A 21,027-nucleotide genomic window follows, 5' to 3' on the forward strand; every position below is an offset into this window, starting at 1 on the left:
TAAGCGGCAACCAAATGGCTAAATTCTACGATCGGCTCACGACCGAGCTGCATAAATTCATTGCTAAGCAACAGATGTTTTTTGTGGCCACGGCTCCTAATGAAGGCAGAATTAATTTATCACCAAAGGGGATGGATACTTGTCTGTGCCTTGATGATCAAACCCTGGCCTATTTAGACCTGACCGGCAGTGGCAATGAAACGGCTGCACATATCCTGGAAAATGGCCGGATCACAATTATGTTTTGTAGTTTTGCCACAAAACCTTTGATTTTGCGTTTGTATGGTCAGGGCGAAGTAATCAAACCACGCGATCGCAAATGGCCAGAACTAATTGATCAATTCCCAGCATTGCCAGGTGTCAGGCAAATTATTTGTTTACACATAGAATCTTTGCAAACTTCCTGTGGTTTTGCTGTACCGGTGTATGAGTTTCAGGAACATCGCCAAAAGCTGGTGGAATGGGCAGAAAAGAAGGGCGATCGCGGCATCGAAAATTACTGGCGCAAAAACAACCTGCAAAGTATTGACGGACTGCCAAGTAACTTGCTTGAAGATTAATTAAATTAGCGATCGCTCAACAGATTAAATAGTCAAATGCTTAAATACTTTGTGTTAATGCTTAAGCTAATCAAGGTGTGAAAGGGCTAAAAAACCGTCTGGTCGGTCGAAACGGGGTTGCCCCCAGGTAGGTGGGCGTAATCTCCCATTTGCCATCTTTTTGGATGTAGGTGGCTAAGAAAGTTTGATCATCATCCTGCAACAAAATGCCATAGTCATCATCACCAGTAATTAGACCTAGCTCTTGCAAGAGTTCATAGCGTTGGATGTAATCTGCGGCGAACCAAACCGCTGGATCGACCGTAATTTTTACTACCCGTTCGTCTGGGTCAATGATCCAACCAGCGATCAAACCCTCGCCATATTCTTCAATATGCCAATACAGGCTGGGGACTTCCAGTTGCAGTGGGATCGTAATTTCGGTGGGAATCTCTTGCGGATCGACCTGTGCTTGAACGCTGGCAATCGGACTGCCTAGGCCAGCCAAAGCCGCGATCGTTAGGGTAATCAAACCTGCGATCGAGCCTCGTAGGCATAAGCCCGATCGATTAAAAGTGCAATTAACTCGATTTGCTCGATTCATGATTGGCAAAGTATTAAGAGACTCGGATCGCAATCCATTCCCGCTAAGTCTATTTTACCCAACTCAGTGACCAAACCAGTACAAATCAGTTACGCCCTGGTTACACTTGCAAGATGACTTAATCACCCCCACAATCGCTTGCCTTCCTTGGTATAGAGGCGATCGTGGGTATCAAACAACAGCTTGGGAATGTCTAGTTTCTCTGGGCAACGGGGCAAACAATCGCCACATTCAGTGCATTTATTCGCCTTGGTGCCAGGAAACCAATGGCCAGCATTTTCAAACATCTTATAGCGATACTTGCCAAATTCCTCCATCCCAAAAGCTACTGCCATATTCCGCAACCGCAGCACTTCTGGGATATTAATCACCTCTGGACAGGGCAAACATTCAAAGCATTGGGCACAGCGATCGCTCCCCAGACTGAGATAATTCTGGTTCATCCGCTGCAAGATTTCTAGCTCCTGGGCATCCATTGGTTGATCATTGTCCCAGGCCAGAGCATGACTGGTAAATTGATCGGGATTGGCCGCGCCCAGGCTGAGGGTATGTACGCGTGGGTCGGCAAGCAAAAAGCGATCGTTAAATTCGATCGGTGTATAGGGGGCGCAAAGCTGCTTTAGCTTCTCCGGTGGTGTATAGAGCATCCCACCCTTATCAGATGGGGAAATAATAAATACACCCATGTCTTTTTGATCGGCAAGCTGCACAGCGGGTTCGTTGTGTTGATTGAAATAGTAATAATGCAGGTTGATCGATTCAAATAGGTCAGTTTCGATCGCCGCCAGGATTACTGCCAATGGGCCGTGGGTCGAAAAACCAACATGGCGAATAATTCCCTGATCTATTGCTTCGCGCACTGCCTGCATACATCCATCTGGCTTTTGCACCATTTCGATGTGTTCCCAGGTATTGATGCCATGAATATCAAAATTGTCGATGTAGCTAATGTTCAAGCGCTGGAGCGATCGCTGAATCAGATCGCGCATGGTCTGGGCATCCCAGGTGGGGGTAATCTTGGTGGTAATCAAGAGCCGATCGCGCAATTTGTGTAAACCCGCCTTGAAGGCCGCGCCGATATATTCTTCGCTTTTGCCGTAGCCCTTGGCTGTTTCCAAATGATTGATGCCATAGTCGATCGCCGCCTTAATTGTGGCGATCGCATTCTCCTCGGATTCCAGAAATCGCATTGCCCCAAAGGAAAAGACCGACATCAACATTTCTGTCTTGCCAAACCGACGATAGCGCATAAACCTCTTCGCTCTTAAGCTTTGGATGTTTTGACTCAGAATAGTGCAAATTTTGCTTCTTAACTAATATAGCCAACCTCGACGGATCGAAATAACCGCATAGGAATTATCAGGACTAAATCACTATCGCTATGCTTAGCCAAGTAATCTCTAGCTCATATAGATCCTAGTGCATCTTCAAGGGACTTCTTGTGTATTGGTATCTTGTGGCTCTTAGCATTCGGGTTACTCCTTGCCCAACATCTCGATTGAAACATCACTAGGAATATTCGATTGTAAGAACGAAACTAGGGCGATCGTCATTTGCAAAAATCCTGCTTTGCTTCTGCCTTGCTGAGTACCTGGAGAGCAGCTAGGTGCAAGATTCTCAAGATTCAAAAGCTACCGATCGGGTGAGGGGAACTAACTCCATTAGAAGGATGCGATCGCCATAGCTAATCTGTCATAAAGAAGATATAAAACAGCACCGGTAGGGGAAATTATGGTCGCAATCGTAACGAAGCCAGAAATCGAGTTTACCTCAAAAGCCCAAAGCGTTGCCTATAAAAAAGTTTTTGATTATTTGAGCGGCTCTAAATTGTTCCAAAACTCGGTGCGAGCTGACCATGTTCAACCAAAGTTTGATCTGCTCCACGATGGCACAATGGTTGAAGTAGAGGTTTTGCCGTGGGAAAAGAATCCCTGGGATCATAATAACTTGGCCGTAGTCAGAGCCCAGAGCTACATCACGATCGGTAGTGCGATGCAAGCTGAGCTGATGCAATTTTTGCTATCGGAGAACAGCAAGATGCGGTTTGGTGCTTTCCATCTCGATGATGCTAATCAGGTGGTTTTTGCGGAGAGTATTTTGGGTGGCGAGAATATGGACATGATGGAACTACAAACTTGTATTCTGTCGGTCGTGACGATCGCCCGCAATTATGATGATCTGTTGGTTGGTAAGTTTGGTGGCCAAAGCGCGATCGCTGACAAGGTGACACAATCGGCTTAACTGCAATAACTATCGGCACTGAGCATGAAAGCCGGAGAATATTCAATTTAATATCACAAACAAGACGATCGAGCTAGATTAAACTAATTCGATCGCCTATTTTTTTATTAAGCTAATTTAGTATTAAGCTAATTTAAGCTAGGCGACTACTGCGAACTAGCTAGCCACACTTAGCACCTTACTTTCCGACTGCAGGAAGCCACGCGATACATTCACCGACTCCAGCACTTGAGCATCGGGTTCGGCCACACAGACCAGGAAAATGTTCTTAAAATCAACGATCGCGGCTTGCTCTCCTCGCTGCGTAATCTTGGCCACCAATTCCAGAGTTTCCGAGGCATCGGTGGTCATTTTGAACATGCTGAAGTTCTGGCCATCAGTGACTAAACCAGGCAGTGGTAAATCAATATCAGGAACGCGGATGTCCCTGGCTTGGTATTGTTCCCGCGAGGTCAGCATCTGACATGCACCAGCAACCTTAACCTGTTTGCTTCTCTTTCGTGCCTTTGCTAGTTTAGCCTTTGGCTCATAAATCCAGATACCATAACCTTTGCTGAGATTAGTAACCACCAAGCGATCGCCACGGCTAATTAGTTTAGCTGCCATGCTCAAAGCTTTTGCGCTACTGGAAATGGTTTGAAAGAAGCTATAAAAATTTTGATCAAACTCGATCGCTGCCAATGGCTGATCTAAATCCGGTGTATTGATATGACAGGATTGATATTGGCTACGCTTAGCAAGAACGGCAAAAGTGGCTGGCATGGTGACTGGTTTCATTTTTCGCTGATTGGTTAAGTCGGGCTCTGGTACTGAATTTTTCTAAAGCTAAACTGAATTTTTCTAAAGCTAATCGGAAGATAGATTGTTAAATCTGGAAATGTTACAAGAGATCTAGTTATTGGCGATCGCTGCGGGCATTAGCGCTAATACCAATAAAATATCTTGAATATCTTGATTAACAGGCCAGTTAAGCACTACAGAACTATTTTGATTGTTAATCCTTGATAAGGAAAACTAATGCTACTAAAATCCCCATTCATTTAATTGTAAATGGGGCTGAGCTAAGCCACATCAGTCGTCTTACCGATCCTTTGATTTTTCTTAATATTTCTCTAGATACATAATCAGAGGCGGATCGATCTGCCTGAAGCTCTGCATCACATTAGTATCACAGCGGATTAATGCTGATCTGAATTACTAGATCGTAGAGCGTGATTTAGGTATAAGCGATCGCAATAGATCTAACTTATGCATTCAAAACGTAGTAAAGATAACTTCTTAACCTAGACCTTGGCAGCTTAAATTAGTTGGAAGGGTTAGCTGGCATCAATTAATTAAGATTAATAATATGTCACGCTAACAGTGTTTTAGAAGGCATAGTTTTAGAAGACATAGTATTTACCAATCAGATTGAGTATCTATAGATAGATAGAAACTATGGGCGATCGTGTTAATCAGGTTGGCAATAGGTTAATTAGTGATGATTGGGATTGCAATGCACTAAGCCAAGAACTGGTCAGGAGATGGAGAAACATTAATGAACCCTGCAATGATGATTGATAGTTTTACAGCTTTGTCCACCAACCTAGCAATAATGGATATCAGGCAGTTTTTGCTGATCTTTCATCCCATGCTAACGGTGGCAATCGTATTCCCGCTGATTGGGATTACGGTGATGATGGCCTGGCAAACTCGCCAACGCCGTATCCAGGTAGATGCAAACGGCAAAAGCAAGATCCCGGCGATCGCTGGCTCTGAGCATGTCAAGATTGGTCGGTTTCTGGCTTGCGGGGTGGTGGGTACATCCCTGTTGGCCTTAGCCTATGCGATTAGTGCTAAGTGGCAAAAAGCAGAGTTCCGCGCCGAGAATAATATTACTAACTTCAATGTGATATTTCTGGTGGCGATTTTCATTGCCACGATCGCTTGCCTTGTATTTTTGCTTCAGGCCAGGGCTAAGCTATGGCGGGGAGTGTTTGCCACCCTGACTAGTATGGGTCTGATTCTAATTGGTTCCCAACCTGGGGTATGGCGTTGGAGTGCCAAATGGTACATATCCCATTACTACTATGGGATCGCGGCAGCTATCTTCATGATTATTTCGGTGACCGTGATCCCGGAAATTTATCAAGATCGACAATCCAAAAGCTGGCGGATTATTCATACCTTGCTTAACTGCTTTGCCCTATTGCTGTTCTTTGGTCAGGCAATGACCGGAGCCAGGGATTTATTTGATCTCGGTGCCGTGGGCTTGCCATAGCGATCGCCAGCAATAACAAGGTAGGAGTAGATCTTTTGAGAGCAGGTAGTCTAGGTACTTCGCAATACCTCGCCCAGTCTGGCGGTCAGCACTGTTAGACTTGCCCCGATCGCTTAATTACAGGTAATTCCTTGCCAAGCCAGTTAAAATATGGCAATTGGGGCGTTAACTAAGATAGCGATCGTATCTTTGGCAATTTGGGCAATTTAGTTGCTAATGGATATCCTAGCGATGGAATAGATATTTAGCCATAGGATCGAGCCTGCCTCAAATTTGACTTTGCTAAAAAGCCTTGATTCCATAACAGAATAATCGACTAGCCGAAATTCAACCATGCTATCCGTGTTATATGGCAGCACAGCTAACTGATTAATACCTTGGGGTTATGTTTGCAAATAATTTAAAACAACTTTTTACCAATCCAGCAAAATTCTTGGGGCAACGATCGCTACGATCGCCTAGACGGGCTGGCCTGATCGCTATGGCCTTACTAATTGGGGCACTCACGCTTTCTAGTTGTGGCAACTCCCCTGAGTCGATCGCTTCTGCCCCCCCTGCTACTGATGCCGAGCTAGAGCAACAAGTCTTAGAAATTATTCGCCAGAATCCTGATGTAATCCTGGAAGCGGTACAAATTGCCGATCGGCAGAGACGCGAGCAACAAGAGGTGGCACAGCGGGAAAAACTTGAACAAATTAAAAATGACCCCGAAGCCGCGATCGGCAAGGCTCCGGTAATCGGCGCAGAGAATGCCGAAGTTATTATTATTGAGTTTTCAGATTTTCAATGTCCATTCTGTAGCCGCACCCAGCCAACCCTGAAGGCATTGCTCGCAAAATATCCCGACGATGTTAGCCTTGCCTATAAGCATTTGCCCCTGGCCAGAATCCATGATCAGGCAATCCCCGCCGCCAAAGCATCCTGGGCAGCCCAACAACAGGGTAAGTTCTGGGAATATCACGATGCCCTGTTTGAAAATCAGGCAAATTTAAGCGAAGAGTATTATCTGGCGCTGGCAACCGAGTTAGAGCTAGATCTCGATCAGTTTAATAGCGATCGTAATAGTGAGGCAGCAGAAACTGCGATCAACACAGATTTGGCAATGGCTGAGGAATTAGGTGCAACTGGCACGCCATTTTTTGTGGTGAACGGTGTGCCTGTGTTTGGTGCATTGGATCTGGCTGATTTCGAGCAATTGATCGCCGAAGTTAGAGCCGATAACTAATCGATCGCTACCTATCAACTAAGCGGCAACTGGCTTCTGCCAAGACATCATCAACATTCTCCGCCCCAAGTCCACGTCCTTGGGGGAGCATTGCCAGTCAGGATGGGCAGTCATCAATAAGCTTTCCAGGGTTTCCTGGTCGAACAAATGCCACACCAGAGTGCCATTTACTTCTGCTGCCAGGGCATAGCAGTTTTGACCCACACAATGAATTGCATATTCACTGGCGATCCGCTTGTAGGTCATACTCTGGCCGACTTGTAAATCTCTAAATTCAAGCACGACATTGCGCAAATCCGCGATCGACTCAGCCAGGAAACCAGGCAGCGGCAAAACTTGCGAACTGTCCCCATTGACTGCGATCCAGTAATTTCTGGATGGATCGATCCCTTCTAACCAGAGCGATTCATCATCCAAACGATAACGGGGGGCAAGCACACAGGAGTTAGTCATAATTGCTTATTATTAATCAGTATTAATTAGTAAATAAACAGCGGTTAAAAGCGCGGCTTAAAAGAAAATAAATTTAATTCTTTTTGCATCTACCAGAAGGAGCAGATTGCCCTCATCTTTTGGGCAGGTTTAATAAACTATCGGATATATCGCTACATAAGTCAACTAAAGTTAACAATCCTTATGTTTTGTTAATAATATTGATAAGATTTACTTAGCTATATTGCCAGCTAGAGCAACTAAGCCAATCTATTTCTCTATTTCGAGGCTTTGCCCAGAATCCATGCAGGCTAATGCTTCTTGTTTCTATGCCACGATCCAATTTTTGAACTTGGCCAGGGGGTGTTTGACTAGTTTGATGCTCTCCAGCGATCGATCGCTAAGCAATGATAATCCTGGTGATTATCCGTAGAACTTGCCTATAATAAGGATTAGGTGATTTCTTGCCAGCCAGGTGCAGATGAACTAGCAATAACCTGGTTAATTACTGGTTAATTAGTCAAGCCTGCCTATTTAACTGAAGTCTTATATATCTGTTATATCTGTCTTTAGATAGGGCGATCGGCTGCCATTGCCCAATAGCTAGTAAATAGTCACAAGATCACCACATTGCAACTGCTTTAACTGCTTTAGACCTGAGCAAATGGCACGTAGATCCAGATCGTCAACCAGATCAACCAGACAAAAAGGGCTTACCCAAAAAATGCGCGATAAACTCAAAGAAGCCCAGGAATTGGCGGAGAAAAAGTATCGCCAGGCATTACGCGGCACCCAGAAGGGTTTGGAGAAAGTCGGTAAAATTGCCGCTGATAAGTTGGATCAGGCCGATGATTGGGCTTTAAAAAAAACCAATGAAGCGCTTGAAAAACAAGCCCACAGGGGCGATCGGGAAAAAGCAGATTCCACCTCTGCCAGGACTAAATATAAAGATGGGCGATCGCCAGAGCCGAGTCGGGAAAGCAGCAGACGCACTAATAAATCTAAGCCATCTAAACATTCTAACCATGGCAAACACAAAGATTTAGATGTGGAAGAACGCTTAGAAAAAACGGTGGAGCAGTTGGGCAAAGGGGCATCTAAGTTGGGGAAGCGATTCAAAGGAGCCTGGGAAAAGCTAACCGAATAGCCGAATAGCCTAAATAGCCGAGGTGATCGCTAGGACTATTAGGACTATATTGATCGATTTTTTGCGTAGCTGCCCCGCGTCTTATCATTTGCCTTTCATTCACCTTTGCGGCTCGCATTGATCAAGACAATTATGTAAAGATGTAAACGTCTACCGTATAAAAATGCCAGCCAGTCAGCTAACTAGTATAATTTTGCTGTTTGCTCCGTTTGCCTAGTTCGTTTGGTATCAATTCCGCTAGACTTGAGATTAGAAACCACTTAGAAATATCTATGCAGACAGCACCGATAGAACCCATAGATAGACAGCAATCTGCACCCGCTGCCGCGCCCCTCGAAAATTTGGGCACGATTCAACGCCGTAAAACTAGACCCGTGAAGGTGGGGAACGTCACGATCGGCGGCGGCTATCCGGTAGTCGTGCAATCGATGATCAACGAGGACACCCTCGATATTGATGGAGCTGTGGCCGGGATCAGAAGGCTCCATGAGATCGGCTGTGAAATTATGCGGGTGACAGTGCCTAGTATGGCTCATGCCCGCGCCCTGGCCGAAATTCGCACCAAGTTGCAGCGCACCTATGTGAATGTACCGTTGGTTGCCGATGTGCATCACAATGGCATGAAGATCGCCCTGGAAGTGGCTAAGCACGTTGATAAGGTGCGGATTAATCCTGGTTTGTATGTATTTGAAAAGCCCAAGGACGATCGCACTGAATATACCCAGGCCGAGTTTGACGAAATTGGCGACAAGATTCGGGAGACCCTCAAGCCGCTGGTGCTTTCGCTGAAGGAACAGGGCAAAGCAATGCGGATCGGGGTGAATCATGGCTCCCTGGCGGAAAGGATGCTGTTTACCTATGGCGATACGCCCCAGGGGATGGTGGAATCGGCGCTAGAATTTATCCGCATTTGCGAGGAACTGGATTTTCGCAATCTGGTAATCTCGCTCAAGGCTTCGCGGGTGCCGGTGATGATCGCGGCCTATCAGCTTATGGCACGGCGGATGGATCAATTGGGGATGGATTATCCCTTGCATCTGGGCGTAACTGAGGCTGGTGATGGTGAATATGGCCGGATTAAATCCACGGCTGGGATCGCTACGCTGCTGGCTCAGGGCATTGGCGATACGATCCGCGTTTCCCTCACCGAAGCACCAGAAAAGGAAATCCCGGTATGCTATGGCATTTTGCAAGCGCTGGGATTGCGCAAAACAATGGTGGAATATGTGGCCTGCCCGTCTTGTGGCCGTACTTTATTTAACCTGGAAGAAGTGCTGCATAAGGTGCGATCGGCGACGGCTCATTTAACTGGCCTGGATATTGCGGTGATGGGTTGTATTGTGAACGGCCCTGGCGAAATGGCGGATGCGGATTATGGCTATGTGGGCAAGACCCCTGGGGTGATTTCACTCTATCGCGGCAAGGAAGAGATCAAGCGCGTCCCCGAAGAAGATGGCGTGGCGGAGTTGATTGCTTTGATCAAAGATGACGATCGCTGGGTCGAGCCTTAAAGCTTTAGCCTATTGGCTTGATATTAGTTCGATCGCCTCAGGATTGAGCCCCAATTGCAAGTAATCGAAATAATTAATCCCAGCGAGCTTAACTGTGATCACCTCCAGCGTATGCGGATCTTGAAAATGATCGAGCTTGGTTTCTGGATGAGGATAATAGATTAAGCCTGGGCGTGGCAAACCATTAAAAATAACCAGACAGATCGAAAAAGAAAAATCCTCTGCTGCATGTTCCGGTGACCATTTCACCTGGCGAAAGGTAAATTCTGGTTGCAGGATTTTAAATTCTTTTGGCGCGATCGACACATTCAACGTGCCCTGATAATAGCCACTCAAATCCATCCCCAGGGTCTTGAAGAAAGGAGTTTGCATGGCGATCGTTCCCGCTGGGTAAGGGCTATTTGCCGCCAAGCCAGAGGCAACCTGATGCCCAGGTTTGACCAAGCCATCCACAAATTGCCAGTCTCTTGTGTCTCTCGTCAGCATTCGTAGTGATCTAAAACATCTCGATCGCCTTTGCAAAGCACTGTGCAACCCATTAGTCTTTTCTATACTAGCTACAAGTTAAGCAATGGTGAAATAGTTTTATGTTGGCAGATGGAGCTAACCATCGTCGGCAAAATTTGCACGATCAAACTTTAGGCAATTGAGGAAACTCCAGCGAAATAGCAAATGACAGAACTTCAATCCCATGTATAGATTGAGGTATTAGACTTTTTGCCTAAGGGCTATGGCAAAGCGATCGCTGAATTCCCTGTGAACTTCTTGGTGGCTTGATTAAACTTTTGTAATCATCCGGCTCACTGATGTTCCTGCTTGAGGGGGATTGGGCACGATCGATGTAACTAGCCAGCCCAACTAATTAATCAAATCTTGTGAATCGGTCAACATCCACAAAGATCCCTTAATCTATAAGTTTAAACGCTTAAATACTTAAATACTTAAACGCTTAAATACTAAGCTCCGCATTGATGCTCGATGCTAACCCTATGCTTAACTGCATTTATCCCTAAATCAATACTTAGGTCAGGCAGATGGAATTCAATCTTTTAAACAACCGTTACAAAGTGCTCAGGGTGCTGGGCGAAGGTGGGTTTGGGCAAACTTTTCTGGCAGAAGACACCCAAATGCCGTCCCGTCGTCAATGTGTGATCAAGCAGCTCAAACCAGTTACCACCAATCCCCAGGTAGAGCAGATTGTGCAAGAACGCTTCCAGCGCGAGGCAGCAATTTTAGAAACCCTGGGCCGTGGTCATCCCCAAATCCCAGAGCTATTTGCTTATTTCAAAGAGAATAATCAATATTATTTGGTGCAAGAATGGGTTGACGGTAAAACCCTGTCTGAAAAAATGATGACGGAAGGTCTATTTAGCGAAGCCACCGCCGCCAAAATGTTGCAGGAAATCCTGCCTGTGCTCAACTTCATGCATGGCCAGGGCATAGTCCACCGCGACATCAAGCCAGAAAACATTATTATCCGGCGCATTGATGACAAACCAGTTTTGATTGATTTTGGCGCGGTGCGGGAAACCATGGGCACAATGGTTAATTCGCAAGGTCAAACCACCAGCTCGATCGTGATTGGCACACCTGGCTTTATGTCATCGGAGCAGGCCGCCGGCAGACCTGTCTTTTCCAGCGATCTCTATAGCTTGGGCTTAACCCTGGTATATTTAACTACCGGTAAAATGCCCCAGGATTTACCCACCGATCCCAACACGGCGGAAATTGTCTGGCGCAACTATGCCCCTGGATTGAGCCCGCGTTTTGGGCAAATTCTAGATAAATCAATTCAATATCATCCCCGCGATCGCTATCATTCGGCAGCGGAGATGCTGGGTGATTTGCAAGCGGGAATTAGTGAATCGACTGTGGTTTCTGGTGGCATTGCCCCCACGATCGCCCCTGCTTCGCCCTATTCCGGTGGTGTACCGCCCACAATCCAGCAACCACCAAGCCCCTACCCACAGCAACCACCAAGCCCCTACCCACAGCAACCACAGAGTCCCTATCCCCAACAGCCACCTACCCCGGTGCCCTATCAACAGCCATCCAGTCCCTATCCGCAGCAACCACAGAGCCCTTACCCACAACAACCGCCCAGTCCTTATCCTCAGGCGCAAGGAACACCGCCGCCCTATGTACCACCGACAGATCAACAAACCTATCAGGCTTCAACACCGCCTAGCTCCGGTGGATTTCCCAAGTTATTGATGTTTATTGGTGCGGCACTGGTTGTGGCGATCGGTGGGGGGATGTGGTTGGCTCGCTCCGGTGATGACAATTCAATTTCTACGGTCACGCCAGCATCACCTAGCCCTACGTTTACGCCAATTCAAAGTTCCCCCGATCCAGTTAATTCGCCCAACCCTGCTTCCAACCCTAGCCCTGATCCTGCCGGTGCAGGGCCTTCGACCGATACAACTACTGCAACTACCCCCAATGTTTCTACCGCCGACAACTACGGCGCGATCGCCCGATCGCCAACCTCCGGTTATAAGGGTTTCTCCTGGAACTATAGCAGCCGTGATGGCGCAGAAGAACGCGCCCTGAATGAATGTAGTAGCACTTCTGGCTCTACCGATTGTGAAGTCCTGGTCTGGTTTCGCAATGCCTGCGGCGCGATCGCAGAGTCGGATGATGGCGGTGCTGGAACTGGTTGGGGTGTTAATGAGGAGCTGGCCCAGCAGTATGCGATCGAATCCTGTGAAGGGATTGGGTCTGGTTGTGAAGTCACGCGCACAATTTGTAGTGGTACTGAGTAGATTTATTTAAATCAAACAATTTGAATTTGGTCAGTAATACCTTGAATACCCTTTAGCATTATCAGAAACTAAAAACTAAAAAGCTAGCCCTGATTTAACTCAATTGGCTAGCTTTAAATTTAATTTGGGTTATTTATTTAATTAATTGCGATGATCGCTACTAATTATTACTAATTACCTACTACCTAACCTAAGTATTAGTTCTAGTTAGAAGATGGCATTAGCTGACGATTTTCATCACTACCAGCGATCGCATCCTGGCGCTCTACTTCACGGCAGACGATTTTATTATCATCATCCACATCCATCTCCACCGCAGCCCCTGCACGCACCTTGCCAGTGAGGATTTCTTCAGCCAGGGAGTCCTCTAACAAGCGCATGATCGCTCGACGTAATGGACGTGCACCATAGCTGGGGTTATAGCCCTCTTCCACCAGGCGATCCATGAACTTAGTAGTTACACTCAGTTCAATATCTTTCTCGCGCAATCTGACAAATACTTCCTTGAGCAACAGATTGGCAATTTCCTTGACCTCGTCCTTGGTGAGCTGACGGAAGACAATAATCTCATCTAGACGATTGAGGAATTCTGGGCGGAAGTACTGTTTCAACTCTTCATTGACCAGCGATCGAATCCTTTGATATTTGGATTCTTCTTCATCTTCGGCAATATCGAAGCCCAGGGTGATTGCGCCCTTCTCGATTACCTTAGAGCCAATGTTAGAAGTCATGATCAGCAAGGTATTCTTGAAGTCAACCGTGCGTCCCTTGGAGTCAGTCAAACGACCATCTTCCAGGATTTGCAACAGCAAGTTGAATACATCGGGGTGAGCTTTTTCAATTTCATCGAACAATACCACCGTGTAGGGGCGACGACGCACCGCTTCAGTGAGTTGACCGCCTTCGTTGTAGCCCACATAGCCAGGAGGCGAGCCAATCAGCTTGGATACCGTGTGCCGCTCCATAAACTCAGACATGTCCAGACGGATCATGGCATCTTCGGAGCCAAAGAAGTAGGTGGCAAGCGCCTTGGTTAGCTCAGTTTTACCAACCCCAGTGGGGCCAGAGAAGATAAAGCTAGCGATCGGTCGATCGGGACTCTTGAGGCCAACCCTGGCGCGGCGAATTGCCCTGGAAATAGCCTTAACTGCTTCTTCCTGGCCAATAATGCGCTGATGCAGGGTATCTTCCATTTGCATCAACTTGGCGGACTCAGACTCGGTTAGCTTGCTCACTGGCACACCAGTCCAGGAACTGACAATATAGGCAATGTCCTCTTCGTCCACGACTGGAGAAACTTCTTCGCCTGTTTCTTCTGATTTTTTGGCCTGGGTGATCGAGCGGATTTCTTGCTTGATTTCCATCTCCCGATCGCGTAGTTCCCCGGCCTTGTCAAATTCCTGGGCTCTGGCCGCTTCTTCTTTTTCCTTGACGACCTGGCGCAACTCTTTGTCTAGTTCTTTGGCCGCCGGAGGCAATTGGGAATTAATTAACCGTACCCGTGAGCCAGCTTCGTCGATCAAGTCGATCGCCTTGTCGGGCAAGTAACGATCGGAAATATAGCGATCGGATAGTTTGGCTGCTGCTTCAAGCGCATCATCGGAAATTTTTAGTTTGTGGTGCTGTTCATAGCGCTCACGCAAACCATAGAGAATTTCGATCGTTTCGGCCACACTGGGTTCACCGACATACACAGGCTGGAAGCGACGTTCTAGAGCCGCATCCCGCTCGATGTGTTTGCGGTATTCATCCAGGGTGGTTGCCCCAATACATTGCAGTTCACCTCTGGCCAAAGCAGGCTTGAGGATATTAGCAGCATCGATCGCCCCTTCGGCAGCACCAGCACCGATCAGGGTATGGACTTCATCAATTACCAGAATCACATTTGAAGCCGATCGAATCTCGTCCATGATCTTCTTCAGCCGCTCTTCAAATTCACCGCGATACTTGGTACCGGCTACCAGCAAGCCAATATCAAGGGTGACTACGCGCTTTTCTTGCAAAATATCTGGTACGTCGGTGTCGTTAATCCGCTGTGCCAAACCTTCGGCGATCGCGGTTTTACCAACCCCAGGCTCACCGATCAGCACCGGGTTATTCTTGGTACGACGGCCAAGGATTTGAATTACCCGCTCAATTTCCTTCTGGCGACCAACTACGGGATCCAGCTTACCTTCCGATGCCATCTGGGTTAGGTTCGAGCCAAACTCATCCAGGGTTGGGGTTTTGGTACGTCCCTGACTGCCACCAGAGGGCACTTCAGCAGTCTCGCCTAACATGCGGATGACTTGGGTACGCACCTTGGATAGATCAACGCCAAGGTTTTCTAATACTCTGGCTGCAACCCCTTCGCCTTCACGAATCAGCCCTAAGAGCAAATGCTCAGTGCCAATATAGTTGTGGCCAAGTTGCCTGGCTTCTTCTAAGGAAAGTTCTAAAACGCGCTTTGCTCTTGGCGTAAAGGGAATTTCAACCGCCACAAACCCAGAGCCGCGACCAATAATTTTTTCTACTTCGATGCGAGCATCTTTAAGGTTTACTCCCATGGATTTCAGCACTTTGGCAGCAACGCCAGTACCTTCTCCAATCAACCCTAAGAGAATCTGTTCTGTGCCAACAAAGTTGTGCCCCAGACGACGAGCCTCCTCTTGGGCCAGCATAATGACTTTGATAGCCTTTTCTGTAAAGCGTTCAAACATGGCGTTCTTCCCACTAGTTGGTGCGTTCCGGTTAGTGATAATACTAGCATAGGCTATATGTGGGTTGATTGGTACGGGTTTCACCCATAAAATCCCTATAACCTAGTGCGGTTATGACCTATACCTGAGGGCGGATAACTGACATAAGATTGATTTAAATCCAAATAAATTTGTTTTGAGGGAATAAAACGATCGATCGCTATGCCCCATTATCTATCTCTGGTCGATCGTTGTTGCCACTGTTACCAAATATGAAAAAATGTCGTGGCTAAATCATTTAAATTATTAAATTATCTAATCCAAGTTGCCGATCGCCTTTGAATTTTTAATTGTTAATTCCTAGGCGCTGGTTACAAAGCATCAACGATCGCTACGGATCGATCAACTTTACTCCCTTCCGGTTCGGCACCTAATTCAAACAGCTTCGCCGTAACCCGTTGCCAGATCTGTTCTTGCCACTCTGCCAGCAACATCCCAAATTCTGGCTCCTGCAAACCCTTTCGCCACATGATCAAAGCATCTTCACCCGTGATTTGATAATAACCGTGCCTGCGCCCCACCTCCAGAAAATCAAAATTTTCATAAAGCTTAATTGCATACTGGTTTGATTCTCTTACCTCAAGTACAGTCCACTCCGCCGCATCATCCCGCGCCACCTTGAGCAAACCCCACACCAGCAAATGCCCAAACCCAAGGCTCTGCCAATCTGGCTGCACTGCCAGGATTGTAATGTGGGATTCCTCTAGTACGCGCCATAAACAGCCATAGCCAAGCACCTGCTTAGCCTCATTAATCAGCGCGATCAAGGTGCTTTTGGGGTTTTCGATCTCCTGCTCATAGGCTTGCAAACTCCACAGCCCACCCAGGCAGGTATCATCGATCGTTTTGATCTGCGTTAACAGCTCTTTACTGACCTGGCATAGTTTTAGCTGATGCATTTATTTAGTGATCATGAATAGCGCTAAAACAATCACCAGCACGCCCACAATAATTAGCAATAGCATCATGGCGATCGCCCTCTTTAAATTTCAATTAATCAACCTCATCTATTATAAAAACGCAGTCCTGCAAGTAGTTAGCTTTGGCTATGGGGGTAAGGTTTGCTCAAGCACCAAATGGCAACGTTTGCCCATAAGATCAAGTTTTACTCAACTTGAACTCGACAATTTATACTTAATAGATACTTATAGCCGCTAACTTTCTGCTACTGGCGATCTCGTGAGACTCTATGACTTGGTTAGCGATCGGTTTTGATTAAATCAGCGTTACTCAGTTACTCAATTACTCAGTTTATCTATCGGTAAGATTATGGGCTAGTTTCTGAGCTATGTGCCCGAATAAGTTTTCTAGTAAATTTCCCAGTAAATTTCCCAGCGAGTTTTCAAGTGAGTTTTTAAGTGAGTTTTTAAGTACGTTGCTTACAAAACAAAGCCTTTTGTAATTCCGCATTCCATCGCTCCGCATAATCACAATCGCTATATTCCTTGAAATATGGCCCACCCAGCGTGTAATGCACCAACGAAACATCAGGATCATAATCATAGACCCCCACCAGATGATTCCAGCGTTTGGGCAGATCGCCAATCAGCGCCTCAGACTCTAACCATTTAAACTGATGCAAATTCAAGCCAGTCGCCCCATTAACATAATTTGGGCTCAGCGATCGGCATTTGGCATTATTAAACAACATCACACTCGACCAGTTTTTCTTGACATATTTCGTCTGGGCTTGGCCAAGGAACTTGGTACTTTCCTGGGGAGTATAATCATGCTTGACCACCATCACCGCATAGCGATCGTCACACAGAGCCCACAGATTGGCAACATCATCCAGCATTAGCATGTCGCAATCCATAAAAATCGACCAACCCTGATAACCAGACAAATAGGGCGTAAGAAAACGAGAAAAGGAAAAATCAGTGGATTGCAACGGATGGCGATCGCGGGTCATAATCCCACCTAGCTGAGATAACATCAGGGGCACGATCTGCACCGGTTGTGAAGCGCGACAATGAATGCTGTGTGCCAGGACATGAAAGGCGATCGCTTCCCTGGGGTCATAGCCAATATAAACATTAATCATTAATTGCGAATTAACCCCCAAGAGATGATTAGATATCTTGCCTTAATTACTAAGCAGATTAATTACTGAGCAGAAAACGAATGTATCATGCTCCTAAATTTAGCTGATTGGGTAGTGTAGGTGATAGCGATCGTAAACCAGGCTAGCTCAAATGATTGATCCAGCATAATTGCCAAATTCTAAATTGGATCTGCTCAAACTGCCTCTAAAACTTGCAATATATTGAAAGATTGAAATTAACAATGGATATCCAAGGCACTCCTCCATCCGAACCCCAACTCTTGACCTTGCAAGATCTGAACCTGAGAATGCAGCTATCTGAATTGCCGGTAGTGGCTCAAGATCATATGCAGCAACAGCGCTGGCCAGAGGCGATCCTGTGTTATCACAAATTGCTGGAGGTTTTGGCACAGTTTGAGGCATTTGGGCAGGCTCAGGCTATTAGTGAGAATAGCAATTCAGCCGATGTCGATCGCCCTGACAAGAATGAAGTTCCGCCCCAAGAAATCCTTAGCAATGCCTGTTGTGGTTTGGGAGTGGCACTTAGCAAGCTGGGGCAATTAGACGAAGCGATCGCCAGTTATGAACAAGCCCTGGCCGCCAATCCAGAGGATCTCAGTGCGCTATATCTGCTGGGGGTGGCCTATAGTCGGCAAAATCAATGGGATAGTGCGATCGCCAGCTATCAGAAGGTGCTTAATCTCCAATCGGCACATATTCCGGCCAGAATGAATTTGGGAGTAGCTTTCCTGCGTTCTAGCAACCTGAAACAAGCCGTGCGTGAGTTTGAGCAATTAGTTACGATCGCGCCCAATTCCAGTGATGCCCATTGTAATCTTGGCATTGCCCACCATCGTTTGGGTGAGCTAGAAACTGCGGCAGCAAGCCTGGAAACCGCGATCGCCCTGGAGCCTAGCCACATGCAAGCGCTCTATAATCGGGGCAAAGTGGCGGAAGACCAGGATCAGCCAGAAGCAGCGATCGGCTATTATCGCCAGGCATTAAGCATTGAGCCTGATGATATTGATACTTGTTGCAGTTTGGCATTTGTGCTCGATCGCCAGAATCAATCAACCGAGGCGATCGCCCTCTATCAACATGCAATTAGCCTCAATCCCCATGAAGCAGATGCCCTCTCCAATTTGGGTGCTTCGCTGGTGCATCAAAGAAATCCCCAGCAGGCGATCGATTACTTTGAACGCGCCCTAAGTGTCCAGAAGAATCATCTGGCGGCCAATTTGAACCTGGCTCATGCCTGTTTCATGCTGGGTAATTTTGCCAGGGGGTTTGAATATTACAAGTGGCGCTGGTTTATGATCAATCAGCCCAAGCGAGACTTGCCAGCCCCATTGTGGGATGGTTCACCGTTGGCGGGTAAAACGGTTTTAGTTTCGGGGGAACAGGGGGTTGGTGATGAGGTTTTGTTCGGGAGCATGATCCCGGATGTGATTGCGGCTAGCGATCGCTGCTGGATTGAGTGCCAACCGCGATTAGTGCCTTTGTTTGCGCGATCTTTTCCAGAAGCAACGATAATCCCGAAAGAGGGACAAGAAGCATTAACCATTGAAAAGCCGGAAAATATTGATTTTGTTTTACCGATGGGCAGCATGGGGCAATGGCTCCGCCCTACGATCGAGAGTTTTACCGATCGCAATGGTGCTTTTATGCAGCCGGATGCCGCGAAAGTGCAAGCCTGCCGCGATCGCTATTTAAAGCTTGCATCTAGCCAAGAGCCTGAGAATCTTAAGGAGGTGAGTCAGGAATCTTCCTCTGATCAACCTGTCAATGTTCAAGTCAGCGATCAAACGAAACCAAACCGTAACCTAATTGTTGGCATCTCCTGGCACAGCACCAATCGCAAAAAATATCCTGCTCCCCTGGCAGATTGGCTACCAATTTTGAATTTACCGGGGATTACGTTCGTGGATTTGCAATATGGTGATTGGGCGGATGAACTGGCCCAGATGCAAGATCGCTATGACGTAGACATCTATCATGACCCCAATATTGACCAGATCGCCAGCATTGATGATTTTGCGGCGCAGGTGGCGGCGGTAGATTTAGTAATTTCGATCAGTAATACGGCGGTGCATATGGCCGGAGCGCTGGGTAAACCGTTGTGGTTGCTGCTGCCCTATGTGCCCGAACCCTGGTATTGGCTACTGGAGGGTACAACTACCCCCTGGTACGCTAGTGCTAGCCTGTTCCGGCAAAGACAATGGGGTGATTGGGATGGCGTATTCGATCGGGTTGCCAATGCCCTGAGCGAGTTAGTGGCTTTGTATCAGGGGCATCCAGGTCATTTAGGTAAAGATCTTGAAGATAGCGCTGAGCTTGATTTAGAGCAAAACTTAGAGCAAATTAAAGCGATCGCGGAGCAGGCTGAGCTGGCCACCAATCAAGAGGCAACCAAACCAGGCCAGAAAGGAAATCCAGCCAATCTGGCGCAACGATATTTACAACGGGCACAAACCAGTTTGCAGCGGGGCAGGTTTACGGAGGCGATCGATAATTGCCAAAAACTAATTGCCCTGGAGCTGGAGCAAACGGAGTTTCAAGCTGAAATGGCCAAAGCCTATACAATCTGGGGCAGAGCCTTGCAGCAAATGGGCAAGCCGATCGACGCTACTAAGCCCTACGAACAGGCGATCGCGCTCCAGCCAGATCTAGTTTTTGCCCATTGGTTCCTGGGACAAAGCTATGACCAGCAAGGGCTACCAGAATTGGCTCTGTCGCAATACATTGAAGCCCTGACGATCGAGCCGGAAACGTTCACCGCCGAGTCGCATTTTTTGTTGGGCAACAGTTTGGTGGAGCGGCATCGCTATGATCAGGCGTTGGAATTTTACCAACGGGCGATCGAGCTAAAACCGGGTTATCTGGATGCCCATCGCAATCGGATTAAGGCCCTGGCTTTGCAGGGTAACTTAGCGGCGGCGGTGCAAGCCCAGACTGATCTGGTGGCGGCTGATCCAGATTTGCTCAGTGCCAAGGAATGCAATGAGTTGGGTATGCATTGTATTCAGGCGGAAAAACTAGCCGAGGCGATCCACTGTTTTGAAAATGCGATCCAGATTGATCCTGAAAATGCCGATGCCCATTTTAATTTGGGTAACACATTTGCACAACGCAACCAGGTGAGGGATGCGATCATTTGCTACCAGGAGGCGATCGCCATTGATCCCAATTTTGCTCAGATTTATTTCAATCTGGGGGTATTACTGTTGCCCAGTGAAAAGCAATTGGCCGATGCGATCGATTTTTTGCGGGCGGCGATCGACCTGAAGCCAGAATGGGCAGAGGCACATCAAAAATTGGGCGAAGGGTTATATGACCTCAGTCAACAAACCAACTCGCCAAAATACTTAGCAGAGGCGATCGCTAGCTTCAAAACTGCAACCAGACTCAAACCCAGCCTCACAGTGGCTCACCAGGCATTAGAACTGGCAACTTCTACCCAACAGGCATTGCCAAGAATGGCGCCACGAATAGATCCTGATGATCCTGATTAGCTAGCTGGT

17 protein-coding genes are annotated in these 21,027 nt (G+C 47.1%); 9 read left to right on the plus strand and 8 right to left on the minus strand.

The window, feature by feature from the left end; translation table 11 throughout:
- Nucleotides 1–14 precede the first annotated feature (14 nt).
- The gene (locus PSE7367_RS15025; RefSeq protein WP_015166206.1) at nucleotides 15–560 is read left to right on the plus strand and encodes a pyridoxamine 5'-phosphate oxidase family protein; all 546 of its coding nucleotides are present in this window, start codon (nucleotides 15–17) and stop codon (nucleotides 558–560) included.
- A gap of 70 nt (nucleotides 561–630) precedes the next feature.
- Here PSE7367_RS15025 and PSE7367_RS15030 read toward each other — a convergent pair whose 3' ends face one another.
- Together PSE7367_RS15030 and PSE7367_RS15035 are read right to left on the minus strand one after the other, a co-directional pair.
- A complete protein-coding gene (locus PSE7367_RS15030; protein WP_041698521.1) occupies nucleotides 631–1,143 on the minus strand; it encodes a hypothetical protein in 513 nt (170 codons plus the stop codon).
- Nucleotides 1,144–1,265: 122 nt separating this feature from the next.
- Complete coding sequence (locus PSE7367_RS15035; RefSeq protein WP_015166208.1) at nucleotides 1,266–2,393, minus strand: aldo/keto reductase; 1,128 nt, start codon at nucleotides 2,391–2,393, stop codon at nucleotides 1,266–1,268.
- A gap of 481 nt (nucleotides 2,394–2,874) precedes the next feature.
- Here PSE7367_RS15035 and PSE7367_RS15040 point away from each other — a divergent pair, with 481 nt between their 5' ends.
- Entirely contained in the window at nucleotides 2,875–3,384 is a 510-nt protein-coding gene (locus PSE7367_RS15040; protein ID WP_015166209.1) for a T3SS (YopN, CesT) and YbjN peptide-binding chaperone 1, read from the plus strand.
- A gap of 156 nt (nucleotides 3,385–3,540) precedes the next feature.
- On the opposite strand, the gene PSE7367_RS20610 is transcribed toward PSE7367_RS15040, so the two are convergent.
- On the minus strand, nucleotides 3,541–4,146 hold the full coding sequence (locus tag PSE7367_RS20610; RefSeq protein WP_198013423.1) for a hypothetical protein: 606 nt from the start codon (nucleotides 4,144–4,146) through the stop codon (nucleotides 3,541–3,543).
- 775 nt (nucleotides 4,147–4,921) lie between these two features.
- Here PSE7367_RS20610 and PSE7367_RS15050 point away from each other — a divergent pair.
- Together PSE7367_RS15050 and PSE7367_RS15055 are read left to right on the plus strand one after the other, a co-directional pair.
- Nucleotides 4,922–5,644 (plus strand): DUF4079 domain-containing protein, encoded by a 723-nt coding sequence (locus PSE7367_RS15050; protein WP_015166211.1) that lies wholly within the window; start codon nucleotides 4,922–4,924, stop codon nucleotides 5,642–5,644.
- Nucleotides 5,645–6,029: 385 nt separating this feature from the next.
- Nucleotides 6,030–6,869, plus strand: a complete 840-nt coding sequence (locus tag PSE7367_RS15055; protein ID WP_015166212.1) for a DsbA family protein — start codon at nucleotides 6,030–6,032, stop codon at nucleotides 6,867–6,869.
- Between the two features lie 18 nt (nucleotides 6,870–6,887).
- On the opposite strand, the gene PSE7367_RS15060 is transcribed toward PSE7367_RS15055, so the two are convergent.
- Nucleotides 6,888–7,322 carry a hypothetical protein gene (locus tag PSE7367_RS15060; RefSeq protein WP_015166213.1) on the minus strand — a complete coding sequence of 145 codons (435 nt, stop codon included), beginning with the start codon at nucleotides 7,320–7,322 and terminating at the stop codon, nucleotides 6,888–6,890.
- Nucleotides 7,323–7,605: 283 nt separating this feature from the next.
- Here PSE7367_RS15060 and PSE7367_RS22980 point away from each other — a divergent pair, with 283 nt between their 5' ends.
- From PSE7367_RS22980 to ispG, 3 genes are all read left to right on the plus strand, one after another.
- On the plus strand, nucleotides 7,606–7,734 hold the full coding sequence (locus PSE7367_RS22980) for a hypothetical protein (protein ID WP_264314152.1): 129 nt from the start codon (nucleotides 7,606–7,608) through the stop codon (nucleotides 7,732–7,734).
- 291 nt (nucleotides 7,735–8,025) lie between these two features.
- Nucleotides 8,026–8,448, plus strand: coding sequence for a hypothetical protein (locus PSE7367_RS15065; RefSeq protein WP_015166214.1), 423 nt, complete (start codon nucleotides 8,026–8,028; stop codon nucleotides 8,446–8,448).
- Between the two features lie 272 nt (nucleotides 8,449–8,720).
- Entirely contained in the window at nucleotides 8,721–9,959 is a 1,239-nt protein-coding gene (ispG, locus tag PSE7367_RS15070; RefSeq protein WP_015166215.1) for a (E)-4-hydroxy-3-methylbut-2-enyl-diphosphate synthase, read from the plus strand.
- 9 nt (nucleotides 9,960–9,968) lie between these two features.
- Here ispG and PSE7367_RS15075 read toward each other — a convergent pair whose 3' ends face one another.
- Nucleotides 9,969–10,445, minus strand: coding sequence for a hypothetical protein (locus PSE7367_RS15075; protein WP_015166216.1), 477 nt, complete (start codon nucleotides 10,443–10,445; stop codon nucleotides 9,969–9,971).
- A gap of 548 nt (nucleotides 10,446–10,993) precedes the next feature.
- On the opposite strand from PSE7367_RS15075, the gene PSE7367_RS15080 reads away from it, so the two are divergent.
- A complete protein-coding gene (locus tag PSE7367_RS15080; RefSeq protein ID WP_015166217.1) occupies nucleotides 10,994–12,724 on the plus strand; it encodes a protein kinase domain-containing protein in 1,731 nt (576 codons plus the stop codon).
- 203 nt (nucleotides 12,725–12,927) lie between these two features.
- Here PSE7367_RS15080 and PSE7367_RS15085 read toward each other — a convergent pair whose 3' ends face one another.
- The 3 genes from PSE7367_RS15085 to PSE7367_RS15100 form a co-directional block, all read right to left on the minus strand.
- Nucleotides 12,928–15,423, minus strand: coding sequence for an ATP-dependent Clp protease ATP-binding subunit (locus tag PSE7367_RS15085; protein ID WP_015166218.1), 2,496 nt, complete (start codon nucleotides 15,421–15,423; stop codon nucleotides 12,928–12,930).
- A 350-nt stretch (nucleotides 15,424–15,773) separates the two neighbouring features.
- Nucleotides 15,774–16,361 carry a ribosomal protein S18-alanine N-acetyltransferase gene (gene rimI / locus PSE7367_RS15090; RefSeq protein ID WP_015166219.1) on the minus strand — a complete coding sequence of 196 codons (588 nt, stop codon included), beginning with the start codon at nucleotides 16,359–16,361 and terminating at the stop codon, nucleotides 15,774–15,776.
- 467 nt (nucleotides 16,362–16,828) lie between these two features.
- Nucleotides 16,829–17,506, minus strand: a complete 678-nt coding sequence (locus PSE7367_RS15100) for a hypothetical protein (RefSeq protein ID WP_015166220.1) — start codon at nucleotides 17,504–17,506, stop codon at nucleotides 16,829–16,831.
- 242 nt (nucleotides 17,507–17,748) lie between these two features.
- Here PSE7367_RS15100 and PSE7367_RS15105 point away from each other — a divergent pair, with 242 nt between their 5' ends.
- Nucleotides 17,749–21,018, plus strand: a complete 3,270-nt coding sequence (locus tag PSE7367_RS15105; protein WP_015166221.1) for a tetratricopeptide repeat protein — start codon at nucleotides 17,749–17,751, stop codon at nucleotides 21,016–21,018.
- The last annotated feature ends 9 nt before the right edge of the window (nucleotides 21,019–21,027 follow it).

This window comes from Pseudanabaena sp. PCC 7367, assembly GCF_000317065.1.
GTDB lineage: Bacteria > Cyanobacteriota > Cyanobacteriia > Pseudanabaenales > Pseudanabaenaceae > Thalassoporum > Thalassoporum mexicanum.

Excerpts from the sequence above, each read along its gene's own strand:
- PSE7367_RS20610 (WP_198013423.1), bottom strand. The coding sequence starts at position 4,146 with ATGCCAGCCACTTTTGCCGTTCTTGCTAAGCGTAGCCAATATCAATCC.
- PSE7367_RS15035 (WP_015166208.1), bottom strand. The coding sequence starts at position 2,393 with ATGCGCTATCGTCGGTTTGGCAAGACAGAAATGTTGATGTCGGTCTTT.
- PSE7367_RS15105 (WP_015166221.1), top strand. The coding sequence starts at position 17,749 with ATGGATATCCAAGGCACTCCTCCATCCGAACCCCAACTCTTGACCTTG.
- PSE7367_RS15025 (WP_015166206.1), top strand. The coding sequence starts at position 15 with ATGGCTAAATTCTACGATCGGCTCACGACCGAGCTGCATAAATTCATT.
- PSE7367_RS15065 (WP_015166214.1), top strand. The coding sequence starts at position 8,026 with ATGCGCGATAAACTCAAAGAAGCCCAGGAATTGGCGGAGAAAAAGTAT.
- PSE7367_RS15055 (WP_015166212.1), top strand. The coding sequence starts at position 6,030 with ATGTTTGCAAATAATTTAAAACAACTTTTTACCAATCCAGCAAAATTC.
- PSE7367_RS15075 (WP_015166216.1), bottom strand. The coding sequence starts at position 10,445 with ATGCTGACGAGAGACACAAGAGACTGGCAATTTGTGGATGGCTTGGTC.
- PSE7367_RS15060 (WP_015166213.1), bottom strand. The coding sequence starts at position 7,322 with ATGACTAACTCCTGTGTGCTTGCCCCCCGTTATCGTTTGGATGATGAA.
- PSE7367_RS15100 (WP_015166220.1), bottom strand. The coding sequence starts at position 17,506 with ATGATTAATGTTTATATTGGCTATGACCCCAGGGAAGCGATCGCCTTT.
- PSE7367_RS15030 (WP_041698521.1), bottom strand. The coding sequence starts at position 1,143 with ATGAATCGAGCAAATCGAGTTAATTGCACTTTTAATCGATCGGGCTTA.
- PSE7367_RS15080 (WP_015166217.1), top strand. The coding sequence starts at position 10,994 with ATGGAATTCAATCTTTTAAACAACCGTTACAAAGTGCTCAGGGTGCTG.
- PSE7367_RS15085 (WP_015166218.1), bottom strand. The coding sequence starts at position 15,423 with ATGTTTGAACGCTTTACAGAAAAGGCTATCAAAGTCATTATGCTGGCC.
- PSE7367_RS15050 (WP_015166211.1), top strand. The coding sequence starts at position 4,922 with ATGAACCCTGCAATGATGATTGATAGTTTTACAGCTTTGTCCACCAAC.
- PSE7367_RS15040 (WP_015166209.1), top strand. The coding sequence starts at position 2,875 with ATGGTCGCAATCGTAACGAAGCCAGAAATCGAGTTTACCTCAAAAGCC.
- rimI (WP_015166219.1), bottom strand. The coding sequence starts at position 16,361 with ATGCATCAGCTAAAACTATGCCAGGTCAGTAAAGAGCTGTTAACGCAG.
- ispG (WP_015166215.1), top strand. The coding sequence starts at position 8,721 with ATGCAGACAGCACCGATAGAACCCATAGATAGACAGCAATCTGCACCC.
- PSE7367_RS22980 (WP_264314152.1), top strand. The coding sequence starts at position 7,606 with ATGCAGGCTAATGCTTCTTGTTTCTATGCCACGATCCAATTTTTGAAC.